Source organism: Bombella intestini (assembly GCF_002003665.1).
Taxonomy (GTDB): domain Bacteria; phylum Pseudomonadota; class Alphaproteobacteria; order Acetobacterales; family Acetobacteraceae; genus Bombella; species Bombella intestini.
The window spans coordinates 303,746-325,929 of record NZ_JATM01000002.1; the positions used below are offsets into that span (position 1 = coordinate 303,746).

Below are 22,184 nucleotides of genomic sequence, written 5' to 3' on the forward strand. Positions count from 1 at the left end.
GGAAAAGGGCGTGGGTATCCGTGCAGTCATTAATGTGACGGCGTGTTGGCAGGAGGCTCGGGGGAGCCGGGGCCAGCGGCAATGACGACTTTGCTGCCGGGCCGCAGATGATTGATGCCATCCGTCACGACCCGCTCCCCTTCCTTTAGGCCAGATAGGATGACAGTCAGATGGTCATCACTATAGCCGGTCTTCACGGGGTGGATAGCAACCGTCATGTCCTGCTGTACGGCATACACAAAGGCACCATCAGGGCCTGTCTGTATGGCGTTACCGGGCACAACAAGGGCACCCTTCAGTGTCTGGACGAGAAGATGAGTATTGACGAACTCATTCGGGAAGAGGCGTTCGCCCTCATTGGGGAAGATACCACGCAGGCGGACCGTGCCGGTTGCGGTATCAATCTGACTATCTAATGCTTTGACCGTACCAACGGCGAGACGAGTGGTATTGTCGCTGCTCCATGCTTCCACGGTTAGGCTGGGGTGATTGGCAAGCTGATCCTGCACATCCGGTAGGTTGTTCTGTGGCAAGGTGAAAATAACGGAAATGGGCTGCATCTGCGTTAGGGTCGTTAGCCCGCCAGACTGCCCGACAGTGACATAGTTTCCAGCATCCAGCGCACGGATACCTACACGGCCATCCACGGGGGCTACGATATGACAATACAGGACATTGAGTGTAGCGTTGCGGACGTTGGCTTCATCGAAGGCAACTTGCCCTTCTAGTTGTTGGACGGTGAATTCCTGATCCTTTGCCAACATGGCGGAGGTGGAGTTTTGTTTTATCAACTTCTGGTAACGGGCATTGTCCACACGGGCCTTGGCTAGCTGGGCTCGGTCGGCGGCAAGAGTACCCATATATTGGTGCAAAGTGGCTTCGTAGGGGCGGGGGTCGATGAGTTCCAGCTCCTCACCACGATGAACATGCTGCCCCTCTTGATAATAGACGGCTAGTATATGCCCGCTGACACGGGGGGTGATGGTGACGTTGGTAATGGGTACGACCGTACCAAGTAGCTGGAGAATAACGGGGACATCGGCCCGATGGGCTGTATCCACGGCCACGGCCTGCACAGTATCGCCACGGGTATGAGCAGAGCGATTATCACCGAGGTTTGGGCGCAGAAAAAGGAAAAGAAGGACGGCGAGCAGGACTGCCCCAATGATCCACCATTTTTTCCCCTTTTTGGCCTGTCTTATGTCTGAAGCTGGGGCGGTGCTCATGGCAGAAGGGCACTCCTGATGGTAGAAATAGTGAGGGGCATACACATTATCGACATAATGTCAGAAGGTCTGGCGCATATTAAAGATGGTTGATTGGAATTGCACCAAAACATTCGGTAATCATAAAAATACCTTTCTCCTTTCGGAGTGCTTGCCTCTCCCTCTTGAAGAAAACCCTTAAGGGTTACATATCTGCGGGGTGGTGCTTCGCCGTATGGTGCGCAGGGCACCGCATGTGAAATGATGCATGGAAAATGCACGGCGCTGATTGGGAGCGATGGATATGGTGGATACAACATCTATGAAGGCCGAAGGGTTCGTGCAGGAAGCCAAGGGCCGGGTTAAGGATGCAGTGGGTGCAATCTCTGGCGATGCTGCTATGCAGGCAGGCGGCAAGATTGATCAGCTGGGCGGCCGTGCCAAGCATGAATTTGCAGACCTTTACGATGCTAATGAGAGCCGCCTGGAAGCAGTGACAGCTTTCATTCAGGAGCGTCCCTTTGTTGCTCTGGGGATTGTTTCCCTCGTTGGGCTGGTGATTGGTCGCCTTATTTTCAGAAAGCGTGGCTAAACCAAGAATAGAGGGAGCTGGAGAGGGTTCATGCAGTGGTATTACGAACGTGATGGTCAGCAGGTTGGGCCGGTATCGCACAGCGAGATGGTACGGCTGATCGTTCATCGTCATATCCGTCCGCAGACCCTCGTATGGCATCCGGGGTTCGGAAATGAGTGGCGACCCGCTAGTAAGGCTGGATTAGTTTCGCCTTCCTCTGGTGTTCGGATACTCATTTCCACCGAGAAACAGCTCGCATCTGGTGAAGCTAAAAAGGAGGGGCATGTTTCCTCCATCTGGGCTTGGCTGATGCTAGTGCCCGGGCTGATTGACCTTCTACTATTGGTGGTTGGCCAGCAGACACATTGGGCCGTGACACCGGGGCGACCCATAACGGGCCTCTGCATCTCTGCCATTTTGTTTCTAACTCTCGTGAAAGATCGGCAGACGCTAGCTCGTGCTGGGGTGAGGCCGCCATCTTTCTGGTGGTGGCTGTTTCTACCGGGGTATTTTTGGTGCCGTAAAAAGGTGCTCCATCGGGGAGGTGGGTTATTTGCTGCCTATATTTTGCTGAACCTTCTGCAAGCGGCCATTTTGCTTTCTAATCCTCCGCCGGGGTTCGATCTGTTCTTGAAGCAGAAACAGGTAGAGCAGCCTGCTGCCTCTGCGCCGCATAAAGTGCAGCCGGGTCAGGATGGGCACCACGATGCTGGAACAGACGAGACAGCCCCCTCTCAGGATGGGCAGGAACAGCTTTAATAGAGCGGTTTGATGAGTGTATGCCTATTTTTTAGGCAGTATCATTCCAAATTCTACTCTTGACTCATTTTATTTTAAAAAAGGTCTTTTCTTTCGACTCGGAGTGATTCAGAATCGGCGCATTACAGATGATGTGCCGTGTGAGGCGAGCGGAAGAAGGACCCCATGCCGGATTATAGCCTGGAAGAACAGTATGACGGGCTTGTGGCCGGTGTGGACGAAGTCGGTCGTGGCCCTTTGGCTGGGCCTGTTGTGGCGGCTGCTGTTGTGTTCCGCACGCCGCCATCGCCCTTTCTGTCCGGCTTGTTGGATGATTCCAAGAAGCTGACAGCCCGCCGGCGTGAGAAGGCTTATGCGGCCCTGCTAGAGGACGATACGGTCTGTGCTGCTCTTGGTGCGGCTTCTGTCCCGGAGATCGACCGGCTGAATATCGGTCAGGCCTGCCATTTGGCTATGCAGCGTGCCATGTATCGTCTGGCTGAAGAGCTGGGGGAATGGCCGGTTGCTGCCCTGATTGATGGTAACCGTGCTCCGAAGCTGCCTTGTACGGTGGAGACGGTTATCAAGGGGGATGGCAAGAGCCTCTCCATTGCTGCAGCCTCCATTCTGGCTAAGGTTGTACGGGATAGGCTCATGACCCGCCTTGCCACACGGCATGGTGATTACGGCTGGGAGCGAAACGCCGGATACGGCACGGCACATCATCTGACAGGATTAAAAGAAGAGGGTGTAACCCTCCACCACAGGCGCAGCTTTGCCCCTGTGAAGCAGATGATCGCAGCAAAGGTTCACGCAGCATGAAAGCGGATATGCCCCTGAACAGGATTTTACGTGGGGAATGTGTGGAGGTGATGAAGACCCTCCCAGATGCCAGTGTGAACTGTATTTTTGCCGATCCCCCTTATAATCTCCAGTTGAGGGGAGAATTGCGCCGCCCGGATGAGAGCGTGGTGGATGGCGTGGATGACGACTGGGATAAGTTCACGGGCTATGAGGCCTATGATGAATTCACCCGTGCATGGCTAGGTGAGGCACGACGCCTATTGCACAAGGATGGTACCATCTGGGTTATTGGTTCTTATCATAATATCTTTCGTCTTGGGGCGATCATGCAGGATTTGGGCTTTTGGATCCTGAATGATATTATCTGGCGTAAGTCGAACCCAATGCCCAATTTCCGGGGACGTCGCTTTACAAATGCTCATGAAACGCTGATCTGGGCAGCTCGTGGCCCGGAGAGTAAGTATCGTTTTAATTATCAGGCGATGAAGGCCCTTAATGAGGACCTTCAGATGCGTTCGGATTGGTATCTACCTCTTTGCACGGGGAATGAGCGGCTGAAGAATGAGCATGGGCTGAAGCTGCACCCAACGCAGAAGCCGGAAAGCCTTCTGCACCGTACTCTGCTGGCCTCGACCGTAGAGGATGATGTGGTGCTAGATCCGTTTTGTGGAACGGGTACCACGCCCGCCGTGGCCAAAAAGCTAGGGCGTCGTTATCTCGCTATTGAGCGTCACCCGGATTACATCAAAGCAGCAGAAGCCCGTCTGGAGCGGGTGGAGGCTCTCCCGGCGGATCAGTTGGAGATCACTCCGGCCAAGAGGGAGATGCCCCGTATTCCCTTCGGGTCATTCGTGGAGAATGGCAGTTTGCCTGCCGGTACGGTTGTGTACGATCGTCAACGGCGGTTGAAGGCCCGTGTCTCGCCAGATGGCACGCTGGTTTCTGGCCAGCATCGGGGGTCTATCCATAAACTGGGGGCTCTGTTGACGAATGCGGCATCCTGCAACGGTTGGACATTCTGGTATTTTGAGCGGGACGGGCAGTTCTTACCCATTGATACCTTGCGGCAAGAGACGCACCTGTTGCGTAGGAGTGCCTGAAGTCGGGTACTTCAGGACATGAAGGAGGGTGGAGCGTGAATTTTTTTGAGACACATACAGGGCTGGTCATTGCTGTTATCGCACTGGTTTTTGCCATTCTGTTTCATATCGTCATCATGCGCCCGCAGAAGCGCTCTGCGTTTGTTAGTTTCTGTTGGGACCTGTTGGTGTTCCTCATCTGCCTCGCAGGTATTTCCATCATTTATTACAGCGCACTGCCCCTGATGGCGTCTTCCTGACTAGGCCGTAGAGATCATAAAAAAAAGCCCTTCTCCGGGTTCTCCCGGGAAGGGCTTTTTTGTGGGCTTCAGGAACGAAGCGGTCGCTTACTGCGGCGTTGCCGTATGGGCGGGCGCATTGTGGTGAGTTGTATGATGTGCAACCGGACGGACACCATGTTGCGGTGCATGGGTCACGGCCTTCCGAGCTGGAGGAGCGGATGGCCCATTAAAGCCTAGGAAGCCGACTGATGGGAGTGGCTGCCCCGGATTTTCCACAACAGGCGCCGGAGCTTTAGCAGCGAGGCTGGCTTGACCGTTGATGGAAATATGGGTGTCGGTTTCATCATGTGTAGTGCTGGTGATGAGCTTGCCGTCTGGGTTGTAGGTCCGCAGGGAGAGAAGCTGGAACATGATGTCATTGCGACCGAGGTCGATGGCGAGGTCCAGCGGGGTCTGCTCCAGTACGTTACGGGCATTGATGTCCGCACCACGGCTCAGGGCCTCTTTTGCACCAAGGAGGGAGCCACGATTGATGGCATCAAAGAGGGCAGCCGTTGGATTGATGTCCACTCGAGCGTGGCTGTTGTCGCCATCATCGGCGTCAGCACCCGGCAGAGCTGAAGGCGGAGCAGAGCGGCGTGCCTCCTTGCGGGCGTCAGCCTGTTTCTGGGCATCCATAGCTTCCTGTTCGGCTTCAGCTTCATCAGCGGACTGTGCATGAGCACGGTGTGGCATAACCACAACCGAAGCAGCCGAAAGACCGATGGCGAAAGCGAGACGGGGCAGGAATGAACTCAATGGGCGCATGATCGGGAACAGTGCCTTCTCTTCTACCAGCCACGGGACGGGCCGCAGGGATCACGTCAGGCCGTGGCAAGGGCCTGTCAGTTTTACAGAACCACGGGGCCACAACGCAGGATTATTGTTGTTCTACCGTCCTTCACGCCACCAGCCAAGGCCCATCATTGCAAGAATGAGGATGAGAAGCAGCCATCCCGGTAGAAAAGCTGTGCTGGTATTGCCGGTGGAGAGGGCTGTTTGGTGTAGAGGCAAACCGGCCCAGCCTTTACCATGCAGGGTATGGCCCTCGGCAATTTGTCTTATCTCCGGCACGCTGCCAGACCCCAGCCAGAACACACCCCCACCAGAGTGGGCGACAAGAGAGGCCAGCCCGGTAGCGGTACTGCGGAGGTCTTGATCCTCCAGCGGGTTAGTATCAGGCAAGGCTACGGTCGTGCTGAGTTCATCCTGACGAATGGTCCATATCCGCCCGGTTTGTTCGGGCAGGGAGGGTAGCAGCAGGTTCCCCGACCAGAGGTTTTCATGTTCTGGCACATGGGTGAGGGGAAGAGCTGTATGGTGCCCATTCGGCCCGATGACATCCGCTTGCACATCATGCAGCGGTGTGAGGGTGGTTCTGGTGACGGTCAGGCGGCCTTGGTCGATGTGAGCTTCGAGTTGATTTTCCTCTAGCTCCGGTTCTTTCATCAGCCAGTGCGAAAGGCGGCGCAGCAGCTCGGCTTGTGGGCCGCCGCCTTTTTCCCCACGAGACCAGAGCCATATCTGGTCCGAGAGCAGCATGGCCACACGCCCCTGTCCCCGTTGGTCCAACACAAGTAGAGGCGAGCCGGATGGTGTGGCTAGTAGAGTACGGCCCTGCGTCTGGTCCGTGCGGAGAGCCCTGTACCATGGCCCCCATTTACTACCCCATGGTCCATGTTCTGGCAGAGCCTGCGTAACAGGATGGGAAAGGCCCAACGTTGTACGCTCTGGAGAGAAAGATTGTGTAATGACACCATTTTCCGCCGGGATATGAGCCGGTAGAACAGAGCCGACAGGGGTATCTTGCAGGGTACCGATCTGCGTCATTTCTGGCCCACCGACTACCAGCAGCCCCCCACCTTTGCGGACATAACGGGCAATATTTTCCAGATAGCTTTCCGGTAGGATGTTCTGGTTGCGGAAGCCGTCCAGAATGATGAGATCGAAGCTGTTGATCTTTTGGGCGAATAGTTCGTGCGTAGGAAAGGGGATCAGGGCGAGATCGGAAAGAGGCGTGTCATCCTCCGTATCCGGGGAGCGCAGAATGGTAAAATGCACGAGATCAACAGAAGGATCGGCCTTTAGCAGAGTACGCCAGACACGGGCCCCCTGATTGGGCACGCCGGAAACCAGAAGCACCCGCAACCTGTCCCGCACACCTTGAAGGCGCAGGATGGTGCTGTTGTTCCGTAGGGAGGCTTCACCCTGTAGGGGAGAAGCCGTGAGTTCTTTTAGAGTAAGGCCAGCATGGGTAACGGGCACATCTAGGTCCACAGGCTGGCCGCTTTGCGTATGGGCCAGTATTTTGCTTTGGCCATCGGGGCCATGTTCCAGAATATCGACAGGCTGCCCCTCTGTTGTGCCGAGATCATCTACCTGAATGCGGATATGCGCTGTCTGGCCGATAATAACGTAAGGCGGAGCACTAAGAACTCTCAGCCGTCTATCTGTTTCTTCTCCCTTGGCAGAAAGTAGAAGATGTAGGGGAATGACACGTCCTGTCATATCCTTGAGGGAAGGAGGAAGCTGGCTGGGAATGTCATGGTCCATCCCATCAGTCAGTAGGAAGATTCCTGCCGGATTGTTCAGGGAGAGAGCCGCCCGGTCCATGGCCTCAAAAAGGCGTGTTCCCTGTCCGTTTCCACCGGGAACCTCCAGCTCATGGATCGTCAGGTCATGCAGCGTCTGGCCTTGCTTCAGCAGTTGGGTTCGGGCCTGCTGGACGAGTTTCTGCCGGTCTCCAATCCCCATGGAGGGGGATATGTCCACTACAAGGAGCGCATCTTGTGGTTGGACCTGCATGTGAGGATGTGTCTGTCGTGGGTTAGCCAGCCAGAGTAGCCCCAGCAGTAGGGCACCCATTCGCCAGAGGACGCCCCGGCTCCTCCGTAATGCACCATAAAGGCCGATCAGCAGGCAGAGGGCGGCCAGTGTCGTGAGGAGCCAGAGAGGCAGAAAAGGTGCCCAAATGATGGAAGAAGGTGCGCCTGTCATGGAGCCTCACTTTCATCGGGGCCATCTGACCCATCATCCGGCCCGTTTTTGAGGCGTTTCAGCATTTCTGGATAATGGCGTTGGTCGTTTTTATAGTTGCCTGTCAGCGCATAGATGATGGTGTTGAAGCCAAAACGATAGGCCAGAGTACGCTGGCTCTCTCCATCAGGGATGACAGCGAAGGGATGCTCCCCGTTTCTGTCCACGGCCCAAGCATGGGCCCAGTCGGCATTGCCGATGATGACAGGGCTAACATTCTCGCTATCGTCATTCCCCTGTCGGGCGACATAGACGGGCTGTCCTGCAATGCGGCCGGGAAAGTCGTGTAGCAGATAGAAGGTATGGGAAAGGGTATGCTGCTCATTCAGGGTGGTGAGTGACGGGATGGGCAGACCTTCTGTCGCATTTTTGAGGGCCGTACGCGTGGCGGAACCATCTGTACCGTCCATAGCACCTCCTGCGCCCATTTCATCAATCAGGATCATACCGTTATGCTGGATATAGGCCTTCAGTGCGGCTTTCCCTGCATCATCCAGATGGGTTCCGGGTATGATGGGCCAATAGAGAAGCGGGTAGAAGGCAAGGTCATCCTGTCCCGGCACAACGCCAACGGGATGGTCCAAATGCGTTGTGCTGCGCTGGTTCAGAAAGGCCGTCAGCCCTTCCAGTCCCTGCTGAACGGCATCGTCTGTCGTGGCATCACCCGTCTGGATATGGGCTAAACGTGTTGCCAGAGCGGCAGCAGGTACGGCTTGATTTATGTCCGTTGCATGGAGGGATGGAGCCTGAAGCCCTCCGGCCAGCAGTCCGGCTCCTAAGCCGAGAACAGCCCGCCGGGAGAGGCGGAAAAGTCCGGATCGGCCGAGAGAGAGACAGAGATCCAGCAGCAGAAGGCCGAGAGCCAGAAGCAGAAGGGCTGGCCAGAGAGGATGCTCCAGTACGGCCTGTCCAGCGGGTCTGAGTGAACCGAGTGCCATTTCATCAGCTAAAGGTCGTTGATTGTCGGCGAGATTGAGCGGGTGATGCTGCGCTGCCCCGCCATAGAAGCCGACCTGATGGAGGGCATCGACTGCTTGGTCTGTTGTCTTGAGGAGAGGGCGGACAGACGGGGCAGGCAGACCAAGTGTTTTGTCAGTGTTCAAAACCCGCCACGGCGCAAGGCTGTCCGACTGGGTGTGAGAGGTATCGTCTGTCTGCTGCATGGTGGGTGTACGGGTAATGAGGCGTTCCATCATCTGAGGGAACAGGCCAGAGAGGGGCAGGCTCGACCAATCCGCTGTTGGGGTGATGTGGAAGAGGACTGTTAGACCACGGCCTTCTCGCCGGGCTGTCACGAGCGGGGTACCGTCCGTTAATGTGGCCCAGACATGGCGGGATAGGTCGTCTGTAGGCTGGGCCAGTAGCTGGCGGAAAATGGTAGCGTCATCAGGAATGGTCAGGCCAGCAAAAGGGGTGTTTATAGGGAAAGGAGCCAGCTTCTGTGGGGTCCCCCATGACATCGGCCCGCCAAGCTGCCGCATACCGGAGAGAAGTGGTACGGGTAGGAGAGCAGCTTCATCATTTTTCATGGTTTGCTGGCTCTGGCGTGCAAGATCAGGCCCTGCAAAGCGGATAAGGATACCCCCTTTGCGAACCCAGGCGAGTACGTCATCCAAGGCTGTGCCGGAGAGGGTGCCATCCGTAGCGATCATGATGTCCGGGTGGCGAGGGAGGAGGCTGTCTGCTGTTCCTTCCTGATAGGGGATGACGGCCTGCATGGCCCGGGCCAGATAGAAATTGCTACCTGTCAGCGGGGTATCGTCCCCATTAGTGCGTAGAAGGCCAATTCGCCGCTGCCCTGCTTTGCCGGGTAGTAGTACGATCCCAGCCGGACCGGGAACGGAGGGCAGGCTTAGGGCATCAAGGCTTGATGAGTCCGGTAGTAGGGATTCCAGCTCATGCGGGGCACCCGTGGGGAGGAGGGCGTTGGCCTGAGTGGTGAAATGGTTGCTGGTCCCTAGCTTCATGCCCAGTAGGCGGAGTGTCTGCTTGGGGCAGTCGGGGAGTGTCTCAGCTTGGACCATCACATGAGGGCTATGCTGTATGGAGAGGCGGAGGAGGTCACAGCGAGGCCAGCGTATATCTTCCTTGCGCTGGGCTGGTTGGAGGGATGATTGCAGGGCCTCATCACCGGGTTGTGCCACCCCATCAGACAGGGTGATGACCGTGGTATCACGCAATTTCGGGCCTAGAGCTTGAAGCTCTCGGGCAAGGGCTTTCCGGTCGCTGGGCCACGGTTGTGCTGACAGGCCGGCCAGCACCTGTTGAAGAGCCATACGGTCCGCAGGCTGGAGGAGATGCGGCATATGGCCATCGGCCTCTGGTGCACTGAGCAGGAGGGCCACATGTCCACCAGAACGGAGGGTAGCCTCGCCGAGGGCAAGAGCATGTTTTTTCCGGTCTTCCCAATGGGGAGTGGCCGCCCAATCATTATCCAGAATGAGCAACAGGTTTTGTGGTGTCTGGTGGTTCTGCTGAGGAATATAGAGCGGTTGGGAGAACGCCAGAATAAGCAGAGCCAAGGCGGCCATACGTAGGATCAGAAGCCAGAGCGGTGTGCGTGCTGCATCCTGCCGGGTAGGTGAGAGCGTACGCAGCAGAATGAGGGAGGGGAAGCGTTGCCGCCGGGGTTGAGGTGGAATAGCGCGGACCAGCCACCATAAGGCGGGTAGAACGAGCAGAAATAGCAGCAGGTAAGGGGAAAGGAAGGTCATGCCCGCTCCCGCAAAAAGTTATGGCAGCCTGCTAGAACCGGCAGGGCGGGTTGATCGGTGATGTGAAAGCGGAAAAATGGCCGCTGCCCTCGTCCGACTTTTTCGAGCTGTCTGAAATGTTCGGTTAGCCGTAGCTGATAAGCGTTATGTAGGCTCTCCATGGCGGGGAGTGTTACGTCCGGTTCTGCCTCGCAGCTGCTGAACTGGACGGACCCACTGAAAGGCAGATGCTGTTCCTGCGGGTCCAGTACGGCTAGCAGGGCAATAGGGCCGGGATGGGTGGCCAGATGGGCAAGGCAGCGTTGTATGCTCTCTTCTGGCCAGAGGAAATCACTGACAAGCAGCAGGGAAGCACGAGGGGGAATACTGGCAAAACCGGGCAATACGGCATCGGTGCCTGTGCCATCCTGCGTAGGAAGCTGCGTAAGAGCATGGGCCAGCCGAGGGAGGGCCTGATGACCTGAAAAACGGGTGCGGGAGCCGGGAATACCAACATCTTCACCTCCCAGCATGGTTGCTTGCCCAAGGGCGAGAGCATCCTCCAGAGCGGCGCCATATTTGCTGGGTAGGGCCGTGGTGGAACGCCAGCGCATGGAGGCTGAAGGGTCTACCCAGATGAAGAGGGGGCGGGGGGTGTGCTGCTCCCGCTCACGAACCCAGAGCAGATCGGGCTCTGGTGAGCGGGCAGACTGTTTCCAGTCGATCAGGGAGGCAGGTTCTGTCGGCTGATGGGGGCGGAACTGCCAGAATTCATGCCCATCTCCAGCCCGGCGATTACCGTGTGGCCCGCTGCGTAGCTGCCGTGCCAGCCCACGGGCTGCTAGTACCAGCTCTGGCAGGGGGATGGGCTGCGGGCCTGTATCGGGTTCTTTGCTGCGGGAGTTGAAGAACCGTTGGAAGAAGGAGGAGCTGGCCATGTCCGTACTCTGGGCGATGTCGTAACGGGCCGGTCTAGCCGATGCGCTTTAGCTGTGCAGCGATGAGCTGCCGGGCATCCACACCCTGCGTCTGGGCGGCAAAGTTGACACCTAGACGGTGAGCCAAAACGGGTTCTGCCAGCATGCGGATATCTTCCAGTGAGGGGGAAAGTCGCCCATGCAGCATAGCCCGTGCTCGGCTGGCGATCATGAGGGACTGGGCAGCACGGGGGCCGGGGCCATAATCCAGAGCATTGCGGACGTCATCACTCGCAGTCTCATCTTGCGGGCGGAGACCCCGAACAAGGGTGAGAATGGCTTCCACGATTGTTTCCCCCACAGGCAACGTACGTACGAGCTTCTGCGTAGCGAGCAGGTCGGCTGTGGAGAAAAGACGTTCGGCTTTCCGTTTTGTAGCACCTGTGGTCTGGAGCAGCATCCGCCGTTCGGCATCCCGAGCGGGGAAGTCCAGTGGAATACGCATCATGAAACGGTCCAGCTGGGCTTCTGGTAGAGGGTACGTCCCCTCTTGCTCGATGGGATTCTGGGTGGCCAGAACATGGAAGGGCTTTGGCAAAGCCCATGTCTTACCTCCCTGCGTGACATGTCCCTCTGCCATGGCCTGTAGCAGGGCAGACTGAGTGCGGGGGCTGGCTCGGTTAATTTCATCAGCTAGAACCAGTTGCCCGAAAAGGGGCCCCGGTAGAAAGCGGAAATGCCGTTTGCCCTGTTCATCCTGCTCCAAAATCTCCGCTCCGGTGATGTCGGAGGGCATGAGGTCGGGCGTGAACTGGATGCGGCTATCCTCCAGCCCTAGAACGTGAGCGCAGCTATTCACCAGCAGTGTCTTGCCTAGCCCGGGCGCACCAAGCAGCAGCGCATGGCCACCGCCCAGCAGGGTTGTCAGCACATTCTGGATGACTGTTTCCTGCCCGAGGACGATTCGGCCGATTTCCTGCGTGAGTTTTTTCAGCCGGGGGGCCAGCCCGTCAAAGGTACGCACGGTATCGTCTGGGTGAGGAGCTTTTCCCTGTGGAGCAGAGGTTGAGTTGGTAATGGAAGGATGCTGGGTCATTACAGATTCGGAAACCAGAGGGTAGGGGGGTTTTAACAGGCCGGGATCATTCCCAACTCTGGAGCAGGCGGTAAGCTACCATGTAAGGGTGCCCTTTAAAAAGGGAGTGCCGCAGGAAAGTGGTGGACCATCATAGGGGTTCATCGTGATGGAAGGATGGCATGGTGACGGGTTGTGATGAGGGAGTAGGGAGGCGATCATGAGCATCAAGCCTTATGAAAGGCCTATACCCGTTCTTGAGGGGCCGGATGAGGCCGTGATGTCCGAGGATGATATGGTCATCCATCTGCCTTTCCACATCCGGCGGGATGGGGCATGGCTATATCGGGGGACGCCCATTCGCCGTAAGGCGATGCTGTGCCTATTTGCGTCTTGTCTCGATCGAGACCATAAAGGTCGTTATTGGCTGCGGACACCGACAGAGGCGGGGGTCATTCAGGTGGATGATGTCCCTTTTCTGGCCGTAGAGCTGGACTTCCGGGGATGTTCGGAGAAGACGCAGACGCTCTGCCTGCGGACTAATCTAGATGAGATTGTTTGTGTGGATGCAGAACATCCCTTGCTTTGTGACTGGGACCGCCCGGCTGATGGGGCGACTATACCCTACATCCACATGCGAACCGGGGCCGGAGGCCAACCCATTCTAGCCCGCATCAGCCGTGCCGTGTTATTCGAGCTAGCCGCTCTAGCTGTGCCGGGGTGTGTGGAAGGGGAGCCTTGTTTGGGTGTCTGGAGCCAAGGGATATTCTTTCCTCTCTCCCGTTTGCCAGATGAGACTGTGGATGATGTTGAGGAGTCCTGTTTGTGATGGCCTTGAGCCCAGCGTCTGAAGTTCTTCGGGAAGCTCTTTCTACCGTGCCCGGTTATGCTGGATTGAGCCGCATTTGGGAGGCTCTGCCACAGGCCCGGTTAGTGGGGGGCTGCGTACGCGACCTTCTGTGCGGGCGTGAGGTGCATGATCTTGATCTGGCCAGCCCTTTCCCGCCGGAGGAAGCGCAGAGGCGGCTTGAACAGGTGGGGGCCAAGGTAATTCCAACCGGTCTTGAGCATGGCACCGTCACGGCGGTGATCAACCATCATCCTTATGAGATTACCACCCTGCGGCGTGATGTCAGCACCGATGGCCGTCATGCTGTTGTGGCGTGGACAGATGATTGGCAGGAAGACGCCCAGCGGCGAGATTTTACGATCAATGCCATGTCGTTGGATCAGGAAGGGCAGCTTTACGATTACTTCGGAGGGGTGGATGATCTTCGGGCGGGGCGGGTGCGCTTTGTTGGTCAAGCTGCCCAGCGAATTGAGGAAGACGCCCTGCGGTGCTTGCGTTTTTTCCGGTTCTTTGCCCGGTATGGCCGGGGTCAGCCGGATGAAGAAGCCTGTCAGGCCATCGCACGCCTAAAAGATATGATGGCCCGTCTTTCGGTCGAACGTGTGGCGATGGAGTTGTTGAAGATACTCTCAGGCCCGCAGCTTCTGCGGACGCTGGGGCTGATGGAGGAGACGGGCAGTCTTGCTGTGCTTCTGCCCCACCATGCGCCTTTGTCCGATCTAGAGCGTTTGCTGGCTTGTGATGACCCATCCGAGCCATTGCATAGACTAGCGGTGCTGTATCCACCCGGTGGTGTGGGCGGGCAGGGAGTGGCCGAGATTGGTGCCTATTTGAAACTCTCCAACGAGAGCCGAGCCATGTTAACCGCTTTTGCCAAGCCGGAACCAAAGCTGGCGGCCACGTTGGATGATGACGCTTTGAGGCGGGTTCTTTTCCAGCAAGATAGGTCCATTCTGTTACTGCGGAGCTGGCTGGTGCAGGCGCAGGAGCTTGGGAGGCCTGATTCTGGTTGGGATGAGTTGCGGCATCGTCTGGAAGGGCTGGAGCAACCGGTATTTCCTCTGGCTGGGCGGGATTTGATTGCGCTTGGCGTGACGCCGGGGCCGGAAATGGGACAGTGGTTGAAACAAACGCAGCTCTGGTGGCTGGAGCGGGGCTGTCGCCCGGATGCTGTAGCCTGTCGGGAGTGGCTGGGTAGGCAGCTTTCACCTCGGTAAGGAGCCTGATAGAAGGCTTACATGGCACAGCAGACAGACAGGCAGTTCCTCGTTGATGGGGCTGCACATGATACAACCTTCTCCCTGATGCGGCGGCTCTGGCGGGAAGACATTGCCCATAATCGGCTCCGTCTGCTGGTCATAATCGTGTTGACGGTTGTCATGGCCCTGCTGACAGTCGCTTATCCGCTTGTCATCAAGCGGGCAATCGACATGTTCACAGCGCATGATCCCCGCATCTTGTACCAGATTCCTATGCTGGTGGTGGCGGTGACGGGGGCGAAGGCTTTGGCGCAGTACGGGCAGAATGTCAGTGTGCAGGCATTGGTTCTTCAGGTCGTGCGGCGTCTTCAAGAGCGTATGTTCACTCATGCGCTGCAAGCTGATGTCGCCCGGATCGAGAAGGAAGCCCCCGCCCGCTGGGCTGCTCGCTTTACGACCGATGCCCTCGCCATGCGAGAGGCATTGACCCGCTCGGTCAATGCGTTGGGTGATGTCATTACCATCATTGGGCTTGTGGCGTCCATGATCTGGACAGACTGGGAACTGAGCCTGATTGCGGTCGTGCTCTACCCGCTGGCCATCATCCCCGTGCAAAAGCTGGGGCGGCGGGTACGGCGGGCCTCTGGTGGGATGCAGGAGCAAGTTGGTGAAGCCTCCGCTCTGCTGACGGAAAGTTTTTCTCTATCCCGGCAGATACGCATTTACCGCATGGAAGCGCATGAGCACCAGCGCATTGGTTCTGCATTGGATCGTCTGCATGACATGTTCTTCCGCATTGCAAGCAATCGTGCCCGTCTGGACCCAATGCTGGAAGTTATCGGCGGGGTGGCAATTGCCTTCGTGTTGGGCTTTGCTGGCTGGCGGGCAGCGATGGGCGGGGCAACGCTGGGGGACTTCACGGCGTTTATTGCGGCCCTATTTGCGGCGTCTCGGCCATTGCGGGCTTTGGGGTCGTTGAATACGTCTATGCAGGAAGGGTTAGCCGGACTGGGGCGTATTTTTGCCGTCATGGATGAACCGGCAACCGTAAAGGACTATCCAGATGCCCGCCCTCTGCCAGAAGGACCGGGGCATCTCGTTTTTAAAAATGTGTCTTACCGTTATGAAGACGGCCATTACGGGGTGCGGCATCTCACGTTGGAGGTGAAGCCGGGGCAAAGTGTGGCTCTGGTTGGGCCGAGTGGAGCGGGGAAGTCCACCATGCTGGCCCTGATCCCCCGCCTGTTTGACGTGACGGAAGGGGCGATCACGTTGGAGGGGGTAGATATACGCTCCCTTACACTGGCCAGTCTGAGGGATCATCTGGCTTATGTCAGCCAAGAAACGGCTCTGTTCGATATGAGTGTGCGGGAGAACATCCAGCTTGGCCGCCCTTCCGCAACACGGGCGGAAGTGGATGCGCTCTGCCAGATGGCAGCACTAGATTTTGTGCATGATCTGCCAGAAGGGCTGGAGACAGTTATTGGCCCCGGTGGGCAGCGGCTTTCTGGCGGGCAGCGGCAGCGCATCATGTTGGCACGTGCCTTGCTGCGTAACCCCCGTCTGCTCCTGCTAGATGAAGCCACTAGTGCGCTGGATTCAGAGAATGAAGCCCGTGTGCAGGAGGCTCTGACCCAGCTACGGCAAGGGCGCACAACGCTTATTGTGGCTCATCGGCTTTCCACCGTGCAGAGTGCCGATCACATTGTCGTGCTGGATCAGGGCCAGATTATCGAGATGGGTACGCATACCCAACTCATGGCCAAAGCCGGGCTTTATGCCCGGCTGGTGAAGGCTCAGGCCTTGGGAGCTGCTTGATAGATGGCAAGGATGTCCGGCAAAAGCCGTTCATAAACCTCTTTCTTGAAGCCCAGATTATACGCGCCGCTGAGGATATCCTCTGGCGGTACCCAACGCCATGTGGTGAACTCGATTTCCTCGAACGTATCCAGCTTGATGTCGCTGTCGTGGCCGGTAAAGCGGAAGAGGAACCATTGTTGCTTTTGCCCTCGATACTTTCCATGTAGGGCCTTGCCGATGAGGTGGTCCGGTAGGTCGTAAAGAAACCAGCCGTCACGTTTGCCGATCATAGCAGCGTTATTCGTGCCGATTTCCTCTTTCATTTCCCGCCAGACGGCTTGTTCCGGCTCTTCGCCTTCATCAATGCCACCTTGAGGGAACTGCCAGATATCACCCGGCAGGTCCGCTCGGCGGGCCATGAAGATTTCGCCTTTCCCGTTGAAGAGAACAATGCCGACATTGGGGCGGTAAGCCAGTGTTTCACGCAGGGTCATGGTCTTACTTCTTTGCCTTTGTCGCAGCATCGTCCTTGTTTTCGCTAGGGGTAGCGTCATGGGGTAGCTGCGGATGGGCAAGCAGGGCGGCCTCACGGGCAGCATCAGGCCCGCCAGCCTGTGCGTTGATGAAGTGTAGAGCCTGCTGAAGCTGGAAGTCGGTTTCCGGCTTCGTGGGGTCGAAAGTAGGCCATTTGGCTGGGGGAAGACGTTCTACGGTTTTGGCAAAAGCAGGCAGGTCTGTCCGAGGGGCTTCCTTGGGCAGTTTGCCATCCGTGTTGGTGATGGTATGGGCGAGATCGGCCTCATGGTATGTAAAGAGGCTGTCATCATCCCGGCTTGCTAGCACGGGCACATCCGGTGTGATGCCCAGCCCCTGAATGGACCGACCAGAAGGTGTATAATAGCGGGCCGTTGTCAGCCGGATAGCCCCTTGATCGGCGATAGGGATAATCGTCTGGACGGACCCCTTGCCGAAGGTCCGATCCCCCATAATGACGGCACGGCGATGGTCTTTTAGCGCACCGGCCACAATTTCACTGGCGGAAGCCGACCCAGCGTTGGTTAGAACGATAATGGGCAGGCCGTGGGTGATGTCCCTGTCGACACCATCCCAGTGCTGGTTGCCTTCCGGGTGGCGGCCACGAATGGAGACGATCTCACCGTTCTTGATGAAGTCACGAGCCACGGCAATGGCCTGGTCCAGCTTTCCACCCGGGTCGGAACGGAGGTCCAGCACAAGGCCGTTCAGGGTTTTGTAAGGCGTCTTGGCGACAGATTGAACAAGCTTTCCGTAAGCCTTGCGCATTTCTTTCTCAAGCGAATCATCAAATTCGCTGAGGCGGATATAGCCTGTCTGCCCATAGAGGGCCGAACGGACGATCTGCACATGGATGATCTCCCGCGTGAGGGTGAGATTCTGCTGTTTGCCGGTCTTAGGGCGCAGGATGGTTAGGGTGATTTGTGTTCCCGGCTTACCCCGCATCTTGCGGACGGCTTGATCCAGTGTGAGGTCGGCGATGCTTTTATTATCCACCATGGTGATGACATCGCCAGATTGGATGCCCGCACGGGCTGCTGGTGTGCCATCAATAGGGGAGATGACCCGGACATGGCCAGATTCACCTTGGACCTGTAGCCCTAACCCGCCAAATTGACCGGACATTTCGTCCTGCATGTCCTTGAGCTGCTGAGCATCCATGAAGGAGGAGTGGGGGTCCAGATTACTGATCATCCCGTCAATGGCATTGCGGATGAGCTTTTTGTTGGGCAGGGGAGAAACATATTCCGAGTGAGCAATATCCATCACCGTGCCGAGAAGTGTCAGCATACGGACGGTCTCAGCATTGTTGCTGTCGTTGCTGTTGGCCGGAGTGTTGTTACTGTCCTTGTTTGCGGCTTCCTGCGCCCAGGCGGTGGAAATGAGGGCCGGGCGGTTGGTCATGAAGGTACCAGAGGCAACACCCATTGCTGAACAGGCAAGACCCAGCATCAGGCCAGTGCGGAAGTTCATGGTCGGTCTATTCCTTAACATTTAGAAGGCAGGCGTTCCGCCGTGGGCGGTATTACAGGGCCCGGGCCCAGAAATATAATGCAACTAGCTTACAGTGTTTTCGGCATAGGTGAAACTCCCTAGGGGTTTCAGAAGAAGCGGGCCGGGTCCATGAGCTTTGTACCTTGACGGAGCTGCACGAAAAGAAGCGGGTTTTGGCCGGGCATCTGGCCAATCAATCCTCCTTGGCGGACGGATTGGCCACTCTTGAGCTGGAGCGAACCCAACCCTGCCAGAACGAGCCGCTGCTTCTGTCCGCAATCCAGAATCACCATGAGACCGAAGGAGCGGAATGTCCCGCTAAAAAGTAGACGGCCCGTGCAGGGGGCTGTGACAGGGGCAGCAGGTGCTGTCTGGTAAGTTAGCCCTGTGGCAGGTCCGGCCTCTGTAGGTTGTGCCCAATGTGTCACGATGCGCCCCTGCACAGGGGCCCGTGCTGAACCTTTTGTGATCCCTTTACCCGGATTAAAGCTACGATCCTGCTCTTCAATCTCCTGCTCTTTATGGGGTTGGTGTAGTTTGTGGAACCGGGCCTTTTGTGCCCGCAAGTGGCGGCGGGTGTCAGCTTCCTGTTTGGCTAGAACTGTGATGATGGCGGTTAGAGCCTCTGTACTCTGGCGGGCCTGTGTCAGAAGGGCTTGTTGCTTCAGCAGGGCTTGCTGGGCTTGTTCCGATTGTATGGCAGCGTGCTCGGCTCTGTTCTCCGCCTCGTTTTGACGGGTCTGGAGGCGGTTCTCCTGCGCAGCGATGGTGAGGCTCTGGTCTGTTAGCCGGTTCTGTTCCCTATGCAGGCGGTCTTGTTGGCGGAGGATTTGCTGCATAGCCTGCTGATTCTGTTGATGGCGGAGAGCAAGAAGAGAGAAGGGAAGAGCCGCACTAATGGCCGGATTGTCTGGTGGCATGAGCAATGCCAGTTCGGGTGATGAATCAAGCTGTAGGAGAGCTGGAAGGCGTGATGCCTCATCCAGCAGAACGGTATTTTCTTTTTTGGTGAGCTGGTTGCTACCAGCGTTGAGCTGTTCCAGCTGATTAGAAATTTTTGCCAGATGAGCCTCAACAAGCGCATGTTGCTGGGCAAGCTGGGCTTGTCTCTGGCGGAGGGTGGTCAGTTGGCGAGCGCTAAGATGGGCTTGCGCTTCCGCTTTGCGGGTCTCTTCTTCTTTCTGCTGGAGCAGCTGGGCTTTTTGGGCCAACAACTTTTGTAGATTCAGCCGTGCTGCCCGTGCTTTGCGGATTCCAGCTTCTGAGGTGGGAAGGGGGGCGTTGGACTCCCAGAGTGAGTCAGGCCCTGTTGTTTGGGAAGGGGTAGCATGACCAGCAGCCTGCCTCCAAGCAAGGGATGCTACCATAAGGCAGGGGAAGAGCCAGTGGCGGAATGTGCCTATGCGGGACCGCTTCAGAACCATAGGGCTGCCTGAAAATCCCTTTCTGGATGGTGTCGTATGGGGCTTGAAAAACACATCTGACAGCATGAGATCAATCAGGCTGGATTGAGTTTAGTGACGGGGTATGCGGGGTGATACGGTGATCTATTCCCATAAGCCTTTTGTGGCGGAGAATAGGGAGCCTGTCTAGCCGGGGCCCGGAAAGGTTTTTGGGGGAGGAAATGTCTATGCACGATCAATCATCTAAGAAGGTACAGCCTTGTGGCTGTGGCCCGTTGAGTGACGAGCAGAAGCGTATCCTACATGGCCACGGTACTGAGCCTCCGGGGTCCAGTCCGTTGAATGATGAGAAGCGTCCCGGCCATTATGATTGTGCTGGATGTGGGAAGAGGCTGTTTAGCTCTGCAGCTAAATATGAGAGCGGGTCCGGCTGGCCGTCCTTCTTCCGGGCTGTGCCGGGAGCCGTTGGTGAGCGTGAAGACCGCAGCCTTGGCATGGTGCGGGTGGAGATCCATTGCGCGGGGTGCCATGGCCATTTGGGCCATGTTTTCCCAGACGGGCCGCCACCGACCGGGCTGCGTTATTGCACCAATGGTCTGGCCCTACACTTTGTGCCAGACGAAGAAACGGCCTGATACAGAAAAGGAGAGGCCTTGCCCGTATGGGGCAGAGCCTCTCCTTTGTTACGGTATGGCGTGCAGGTCAGTCCCGCTCGACGTGATAATGACGGGAGAGTTCACGCTCAATCTCAAGAGCATGTTCCGTGTCACGGGCCTCGATCATCACGACCAGTTCGGCTGTCTGCACGGAAGGAGCAGCGAAGAGGCGGTGATGGGACACCTCGATGATGTTGCCACCATAGCTGCCAATTTTCTCGGAAATGGCTGCCAGCAGGCCGGGGCGGTCGGGAATCTGGAAGATCAGCCGTAGGATGCGTCCGTCCCGCAGCAGGGAGCGGAGAATGACATGAGCAAGAATGCGGGCATTGATGTTGCCGCCAGAGATGGGGAAACCTACCTTCTTACCTTTGAAGAAATCATGATGAGCCAGAATAGCCGCAAGTGGTGTTGCCCCAGCGCCTTCGCCTACCTGACGGGCTTTCTCGGCCAGTGTTGTAATGGCACCTTCGACCTGAAGTTCGTTGACGACAAATACGCCATCAAGGTTCTTCCCGATGACATCCAAACAGTGATTGCCCGGTTGTACAACGGCAATGCCTTCAGCGATTGTCGAGCCGCCGGGAACGGTGCGGAGTGGCTCAGGATATGTACCGAGTGGGGAGTAGTTTTCTACCTGCACACCGTAGAGTTTTGTTTTTGGGCTGAGTTCTTTCAGCACTGTGACAAAACCGGCCATAAGGCCACCACCGCCGATTGGCACCACAATGGCGTCCAGATCGGGCGCATCTTCTATCATCTCGAGGGCGCACGTACCCTGACCAGCAATAACAGCGGGGTCATTGAAGGGGTGGATGAGGGTCTGGCCTTCTTCCTTACGGATTTTTTCTGCTGTCTGTACGGCTTCGTCAAAGTTCTCACCGGCCAGAACAACCCGTGCGCCCCAGCTTTGGGTAGCCGCCACCTTGGTGGCGGGGGTAAAGCGGGGCATCACGATGGTGGCCTCTACGCCTAGCAAGCTGCCCTGCCGTGCTACACCCTGTGCATGGTTGCCTGCTGAAACAGTGATGACACCATGCTTACGTTCTTCAGGCGTGAGTAGGGCCATACGGTTGGCGGCCCCACGTTCCTTGAAGGAGCCAATCGCCTGAAGATTTTCAAGCTTAATAATAATCTCTGCTTCCGTCAGCCGGGAAAGGGCCACATTGCTGATCGTGGGAGTGCGGGCAATGGTGGCGGCAATGCGCTTCTGAGCGTCTTTGACGTCGTTGAAGGTCAGGCTGGTTGTGGAAGCAGAGTCCGGCATTATTTATAGATCACTTTCAGAACTTCATAGGTACGATCCCCGCCCGGTGCCGGAACGGAGACGCTGTCCCCAATCTCCTTCCCGATGAGTGCTTTGGCAAGGGGGGAAGAGATGGAAATGCGATGCTGTTTGATGTCAGCTTCGTGAGCACCGACAATCTGGTAGGTGCTTTCCTTGTCGGTTTCTTCATCCACCAGCTCGACCGTGGCCCCGAACTGGATGCGGCTGCCAGAGAGAGTCGTGGGGTCGATCACTTCGGCTGTGGAGATCAGGCTTTCCAGCTCCAGCACACGCCCTTCGATGAAGGACTGACGCTCCCGGGCGGCATGGTATTCGGCGTTCTCGGAGAGGTCGCCGTGGGAGCGGGCTTCGGCAATGGCCCGGATGACAGCGGGGCGCTCCTCTGATTTGAGCTGGCGCAGCTCATCCTCAAGGCGTTTTAGTCCTTGGGCAGTCATGGGGCTTTTCTGCATGGAGGGTATCCTCACACTGGTAAAAGAGGTGAATGGCATACCGCCCCGCCCCCTTCTGCATGGAGCAGAAAAGGGCGGGGCGGCATACGCTGTGGCGCACAGGATA

The 22,184-nt window shown here is 57.1% G+C and carries 20 protein-coding genes; 9 read left to right on the forward strand and 11 right to left on the reverse strand.

From position 1 onward, the window contains the following. Nucleotides 1-29: 29 nt before the first annotated feature. Nucleotides 30-1,226 carry an efflux RND transporter periplasmic adaptor subunit gene (locus tag AL01_RS04550; RefSeq protein ID WP_077396250.1) on the reverse strand — a complete coding sequence of 399 codons (1,197 nt, stop codon included), beginning with the start codon at nt 1,224-1,226 and terminating at the stop codon, nt 30-32. A gap of 283 nt (nt 1,227-1,509) precedes the next feature. Between AL01_RS04550 and AL01_RS04555 the strand changes: the two genes are divergently transcribed. The 5 genes from AL01_RS04555 (at nt 1,510) to AL01_RS04575 (ending at nt 4,660) form a co-directional block, all read left to right on the forward strand. Continuing rightward, complete coding sequence (locus tag AL01_RS04555; RefSeq protein ID WP_077396353.1) at nt 1,510-1,797, forward strand: CsbD family protein; 288 nt, start codon at nt 1,510-1,512, stop codon at nt 1,795-1,797. A gap of 30 nt (nt 1,798-1,827) precedes the next feature. Continuing rightward, nucleotides 1,828-2,538, forward strand: a complete 711-nt coding sequence (locus tag AL01_RS04560) for a DUF4339 domain-containing protein (RefSeq protein ID WP_077396251.1) — start codon at nt 1,828-1,830, stop codon at nt 2,536-2,538. Between the two features lie 165 nt (nt 2,539-2,703). After that, nucleotides 2,704-3,339: a ribonuclease HII gene (locus AL01_RS04565; protein WP_077396252.1), complete on the forward strand. Its 636-nt coding sequence runs from the start codon at nt 2,704-2,706 to the stop codon at nt 3,337-3,339. After that, nucleotides 3,336-4,421, forward strand: a complete 1,086-nt coding sequence (locus AL01_RS04570; RefSeq protein ID WP_077396253.1) for a site-specific DNA-methyltransferase — start codon at nt 3,336-3,338, stop codon at nt 4,419-4,421. Before AL01_RS04565 ends, AL01_RS04570 begins: the two co-directional genes overlap by 4 nt. 35 nt (nt 4,422-4,456) lie before the next feature. Beyond that, on the forward strand, nt 4,457-4,660 hold the full coding sequence (locus tag AL01_RS04575; protein WP_077396254.1) for a hypothetical protein: 204 nt from the start codon (nt 4,457-4,459) through the stop codon (nt 4,658-4,660). 87 nt (nt 4,661-4,747) lie between these two features. On the opposite strand, the gene AL01_RS04580 is transcribed toward AL01_RS04575, so the two are convergent. From AL01_RS04580 to AL01_RS04600, 5 genes are all read right to left on the reverse strand, one after another. After that, nucleotides 4,748-5,449, reverse strand: coding sequence for an ankyrin repeat domain-containing protein (locus AL01_RS04580; RefSeq protein WP_193791534.1), 702 nt, complete (start codon nt 5,447-5,449; stop codon nt 4,748-4,750). A 123-nt stretch (nt 5,450-5,572) separates the two neighbouring features. Then, complete coding sequence (locus tag AL01_RS04585; protein ID WP_077396255.1) at nt 5,573-7,678, reverse strand: glutamine amidotransferase; 2,106 nt, start codon at nt 7,676-7,678, stop codon at nt 5,573-5,575. Then, complete coding sequence (locus AL01_RS04590) at nt 7,675-10,431, reverse strand: DUF4159 domain-containing protein (RefSeq protein WP_077396256.1); 2,757 nt, start codon at nt 10,429-10,431, stop codon at nt 7,675-7,677. Before AL01_RS04590 ends, AL01_RS04585 begins: the two co-directional genes overlap by 4 nt. Then, nucleotides 10,428-11,348 carry a DUF58 domain-containing protein gene (locus AL01_RS04595; RefSeq protein WP_077396257.1) on the reverse strand — a complete coding sequence of 307 codons (921 nt, stop codon included), beginning with the start codon at nt 11,346-11,348 and terminating at the stop codon, nt 10,428-10,430. The genes AL01_RS04590 and AL01_RS04595 overlap by 4 nt, the downstream gene beginning before the upstream one ends. 34 nt (nt 11,349-11,382) lie before the next feature. Then, nucleotides 11,383-12,423, reverse strand: coding sequence for an AAA family ATPase (locus AL01_RS04600; RefSeq protein WP_077396258.1), 1,041 nt, complete (start codon nt 12,421-12,423; stop codon nt 11,383-11,385). Between the two features lie 259 nt (nt 12,424-12,682). On the opposite strand from AL01_RS04600, the gene AL01_RS04605 reads away from it, so the two are divergent. The 3 genes from AL01_RS04605 to AL01_RS04615 all read left to right on the forward strand — a co-directional run bounded on the left by AL01_RS04605 (nt 12,683) and on the right by AL01_RS04615 (nt 16,269). Then, a complete protein-coding gene (locus tag AL01_RS04605) occupies nt 12,683-13,231 on the forward strand; it encodes a DUF1285 domain-containing protein (RefSeq protein ID WP_241502707.1) in 549 nt (182 codons plus the stop codon). Next, a complete protein-coding gene (locus AL01_RS04610) occupies nt 13,231-14,469 on the forward strand; it encodes a CCA tRNA nucleotidyltransferase (protein ID WP_077396260.1) in 1,239 nt (412 codons plus the stop codon). The genes AL01_RS04605 and AL01_RS04610 overlap by 1 nt, the downstream gene beginning before the upstream one ends. 87 nt (nt 14,470-14,556) lie before the next feature. Then, entirely contained in the window at nt 14,557-16,269 is a 1,713-nt protein-coding gene (locus AL01_RS04615) for an ABC transporter ATP-binding protein (protein ID WP_077396354.1), read from the forward strand. Here the strand turns inward: AL01_RS04615 and AL01_RS04620 are convergent. The 3 genes from AL01_RS04620 to AL01_RS04630 form a co-directional block, all read right to left on the reverse strand. Continuing rightward, a complete protein-coding gene (locus tag AL01_RS04620; protein ID WP_077396261.1) occupies nt 16,248-16,745 on the reverse strand; it encodes an RNA pyrophosphohydrolase in 498 nt (165 codons plus the stop codon). The genes AL01_RS04615 and AL01_RS04620 overlap by 22 nt on opposite strands. A gap of 4 nt (nt 16,746-16,749) precedes the next feature. After that, on the reverse strand, nt 16,750-18,258 hold the full coding sequence (locus tag AL01_RS04625; RefSeq protein ID WP_077396262.1) for a S41 family peptidase: 1,509 nt from the start codon (nt 18,256-18,258) through the stop codon (nt 16,750-16,752). Between the two features lie 128 nt (nt 18,259-18,386). Further along, complete coding sequence (locus AL01_RS04630; RefSeq protein WP_158075931.1) at nt 18,387-19,703, reverse strand: murein hydrolase activator EnvC family protein; 1,317 nt, start codon at nt 19,701-19,703, stop codon at nt 18,387-18,389. Nucleotides 19,704-19,909: 206 nt separating this feature from the next. Here AL01_RS04630 and msrB point away from each other — a divergent pair, with 206 nt between their 5' ends. Next, on the forward strand, nt 19,910-20,317 hold the full coding sequence (msrB, locus tag AL01_RS04635; RefSeq protein WP_077396264.1) for a peptide-methionine (R)-S-oxide reductase MsrB: 408 nt from the start codon (nt 19,910-19,912) through the stop codon (nt 20,315-20,317). Between the two features lie 67 nt (nt 20,318-20,384). Here msrB and AL01_RS04640 read toward each other — a convergent pair whose 3' ends face one another. Both AL01_RS04640 and greA read right to left on the reverse strand, forming a co-directional pair. Next, complete coding sequence (locus AL01_RS04640; RefSeq protein ID WP_077396265.1) at nt 20,385-21,605, reverse strand: threonine ammonia-lyase; 1,221 nt, start codon at nt 21,603-21,605, stop codon at nt 20,385-20,387. After that, nucleotides 21,605-22,078 (reverse strand): transcription elongation factor GreA, encoded by a 474-nt coding sequence (gene greA / locus AL01_RS04645; protein ID WP_077396266.1) that lies wholly within the window; start codon nt 22,076-22,078, stop codon nt 21,605-21,607. The genes AL01_RS04640 and greA overlap by 1 nt, the downstream gene beginning before the upstream one ends. Nucleotides 22,079-22,184 lie beyond the last annotated feature (106 nt).

Coding starts and splice junctions, on each gene's coding strand:
- AL01_RS04620 (WP_077396261.1), bottom strand. CDS start 16,745: ATGACCCTGCGTGAAACACTGGCTTACCGCCCCAATGTCGGCATTGTT.
- AL01_RS04625 (WP_077396262.1), bottom strand. CDS start 18,258: ATGAACTTCCGCACTGGCCTGATGCTGGGTCTTGCCTGTTCAGCAATG.
- AL01_RS04640 (WP_077396265.1), bottom strand. CDS start 21,605: ATGCCGGACTCTGCTTCCACAACCAGCCTGACCTTCAACGACGTCAAA.
- AL01_RS04560 (WP_077396251.1), top strand. CDS start 1,828: ATGCAGTGGTATTACGAACGTGATGGTCAGCAGGTTGGGCCGGTATCG.
- AL01_RS04570 (WP_077396253.1), top strand. CDS start 3,336: ATGAAAGCGGATATGCCCCTGAACAGGATTTTACGTGGGGAATGTGTG.
- AL01_RS04615 (WP_077396354.1), top strand. CDS start 14,557: ATGCGGCGGCTCTGGCGGGAAGACATTGCCCATAATCGGCTCCGTCTG.
- AL01_RS04595 (WP_077396257.1), bottom strand. CDS start 11,348: ATGGCCAGCTCCTCCTTCTTCCAACGGTTCTTCAACTCCCGCAGCAAA.
- AL01_RS04565 (WP_077396252.1), top strand. CDS start 2,704: ATGCCGGATTATAGCCTGGAAGAACAGTATGACGGGCTTGTGGCCGGT.
- AL01_RS04610 (WP_077396260.1), top strand. CDS start 13,231: ATGGCCTTGAGCCCAGCGTCTGAAGTTCTTCGGGAAGCTCTTTCTACC.
- AL01_RS04630 (WP_158075931.1), bottom strand. CDS start 19,703: ATGGTTCTGAAGCGGTCCCGCATAGGCACATTCCGCCACTGGCTCTTC.
- AL01_RS04580 (WP_193791534.1), bottom strand. CDS start 5,449: ATGCGCCCATTGAGTTCATTCCTGCCCCGTCTCGCTTTCGCCATCGGT.
- AL01_RS04590 (WP_077396256.1), bottom strand. CDS start 10,431: ATGACCTTCCTTTCCCCTTACCTGCTGCTATTTCTGCTCGTTCTACCC.
- AL01_RS04550 (WP_077396250.1), bottom strand. CDS start 1,226: ATGAGCACCGCCCCAGCTTCAGACATAAGACAGGCCAAAAAGGGGAAA.
- AL01_RS04555 (WP_077396353.1), top strand. CDS start 1,510: ATGGTGGATACAACATCTATGAAGGCCGAAGGGTTCGTGCAGGAAGCC.
- AL01_RS04585 (WP_077396255.1), bottom strand. CDS start 7,678: ATGACAGGCGCACCTTCTTCCATCATTTGGGCACCTTTTCTGCCTCTC.
- AL01_RS04600 (WP_077396258.1), bottom strand. CDS start 12,423: ATGACCCAGCATCCTTCCATTACCAACTCAACCTCTGCTCCACAGGGA.
- greA (WP_077396266.1), bottom strand. CDS start 22,078: ATGCAGAAAAGCCCCATGACTGCCCAAGGACTAAAACGCCTTGAGGAT.
- msrB (WP_077396264.1), top strand. CDS start 19,910: ATGCACGATCAATCATCTAAGAAGGTACAGCCTTGTGGCTGTGGCCCG.
- AL01_RS04605 (WP_241502707.1), top strand. CDS start 12,683: ATGTCCGAGGATGATATGGTCATCCATCTGCCTTTCCACATCCGGCGG.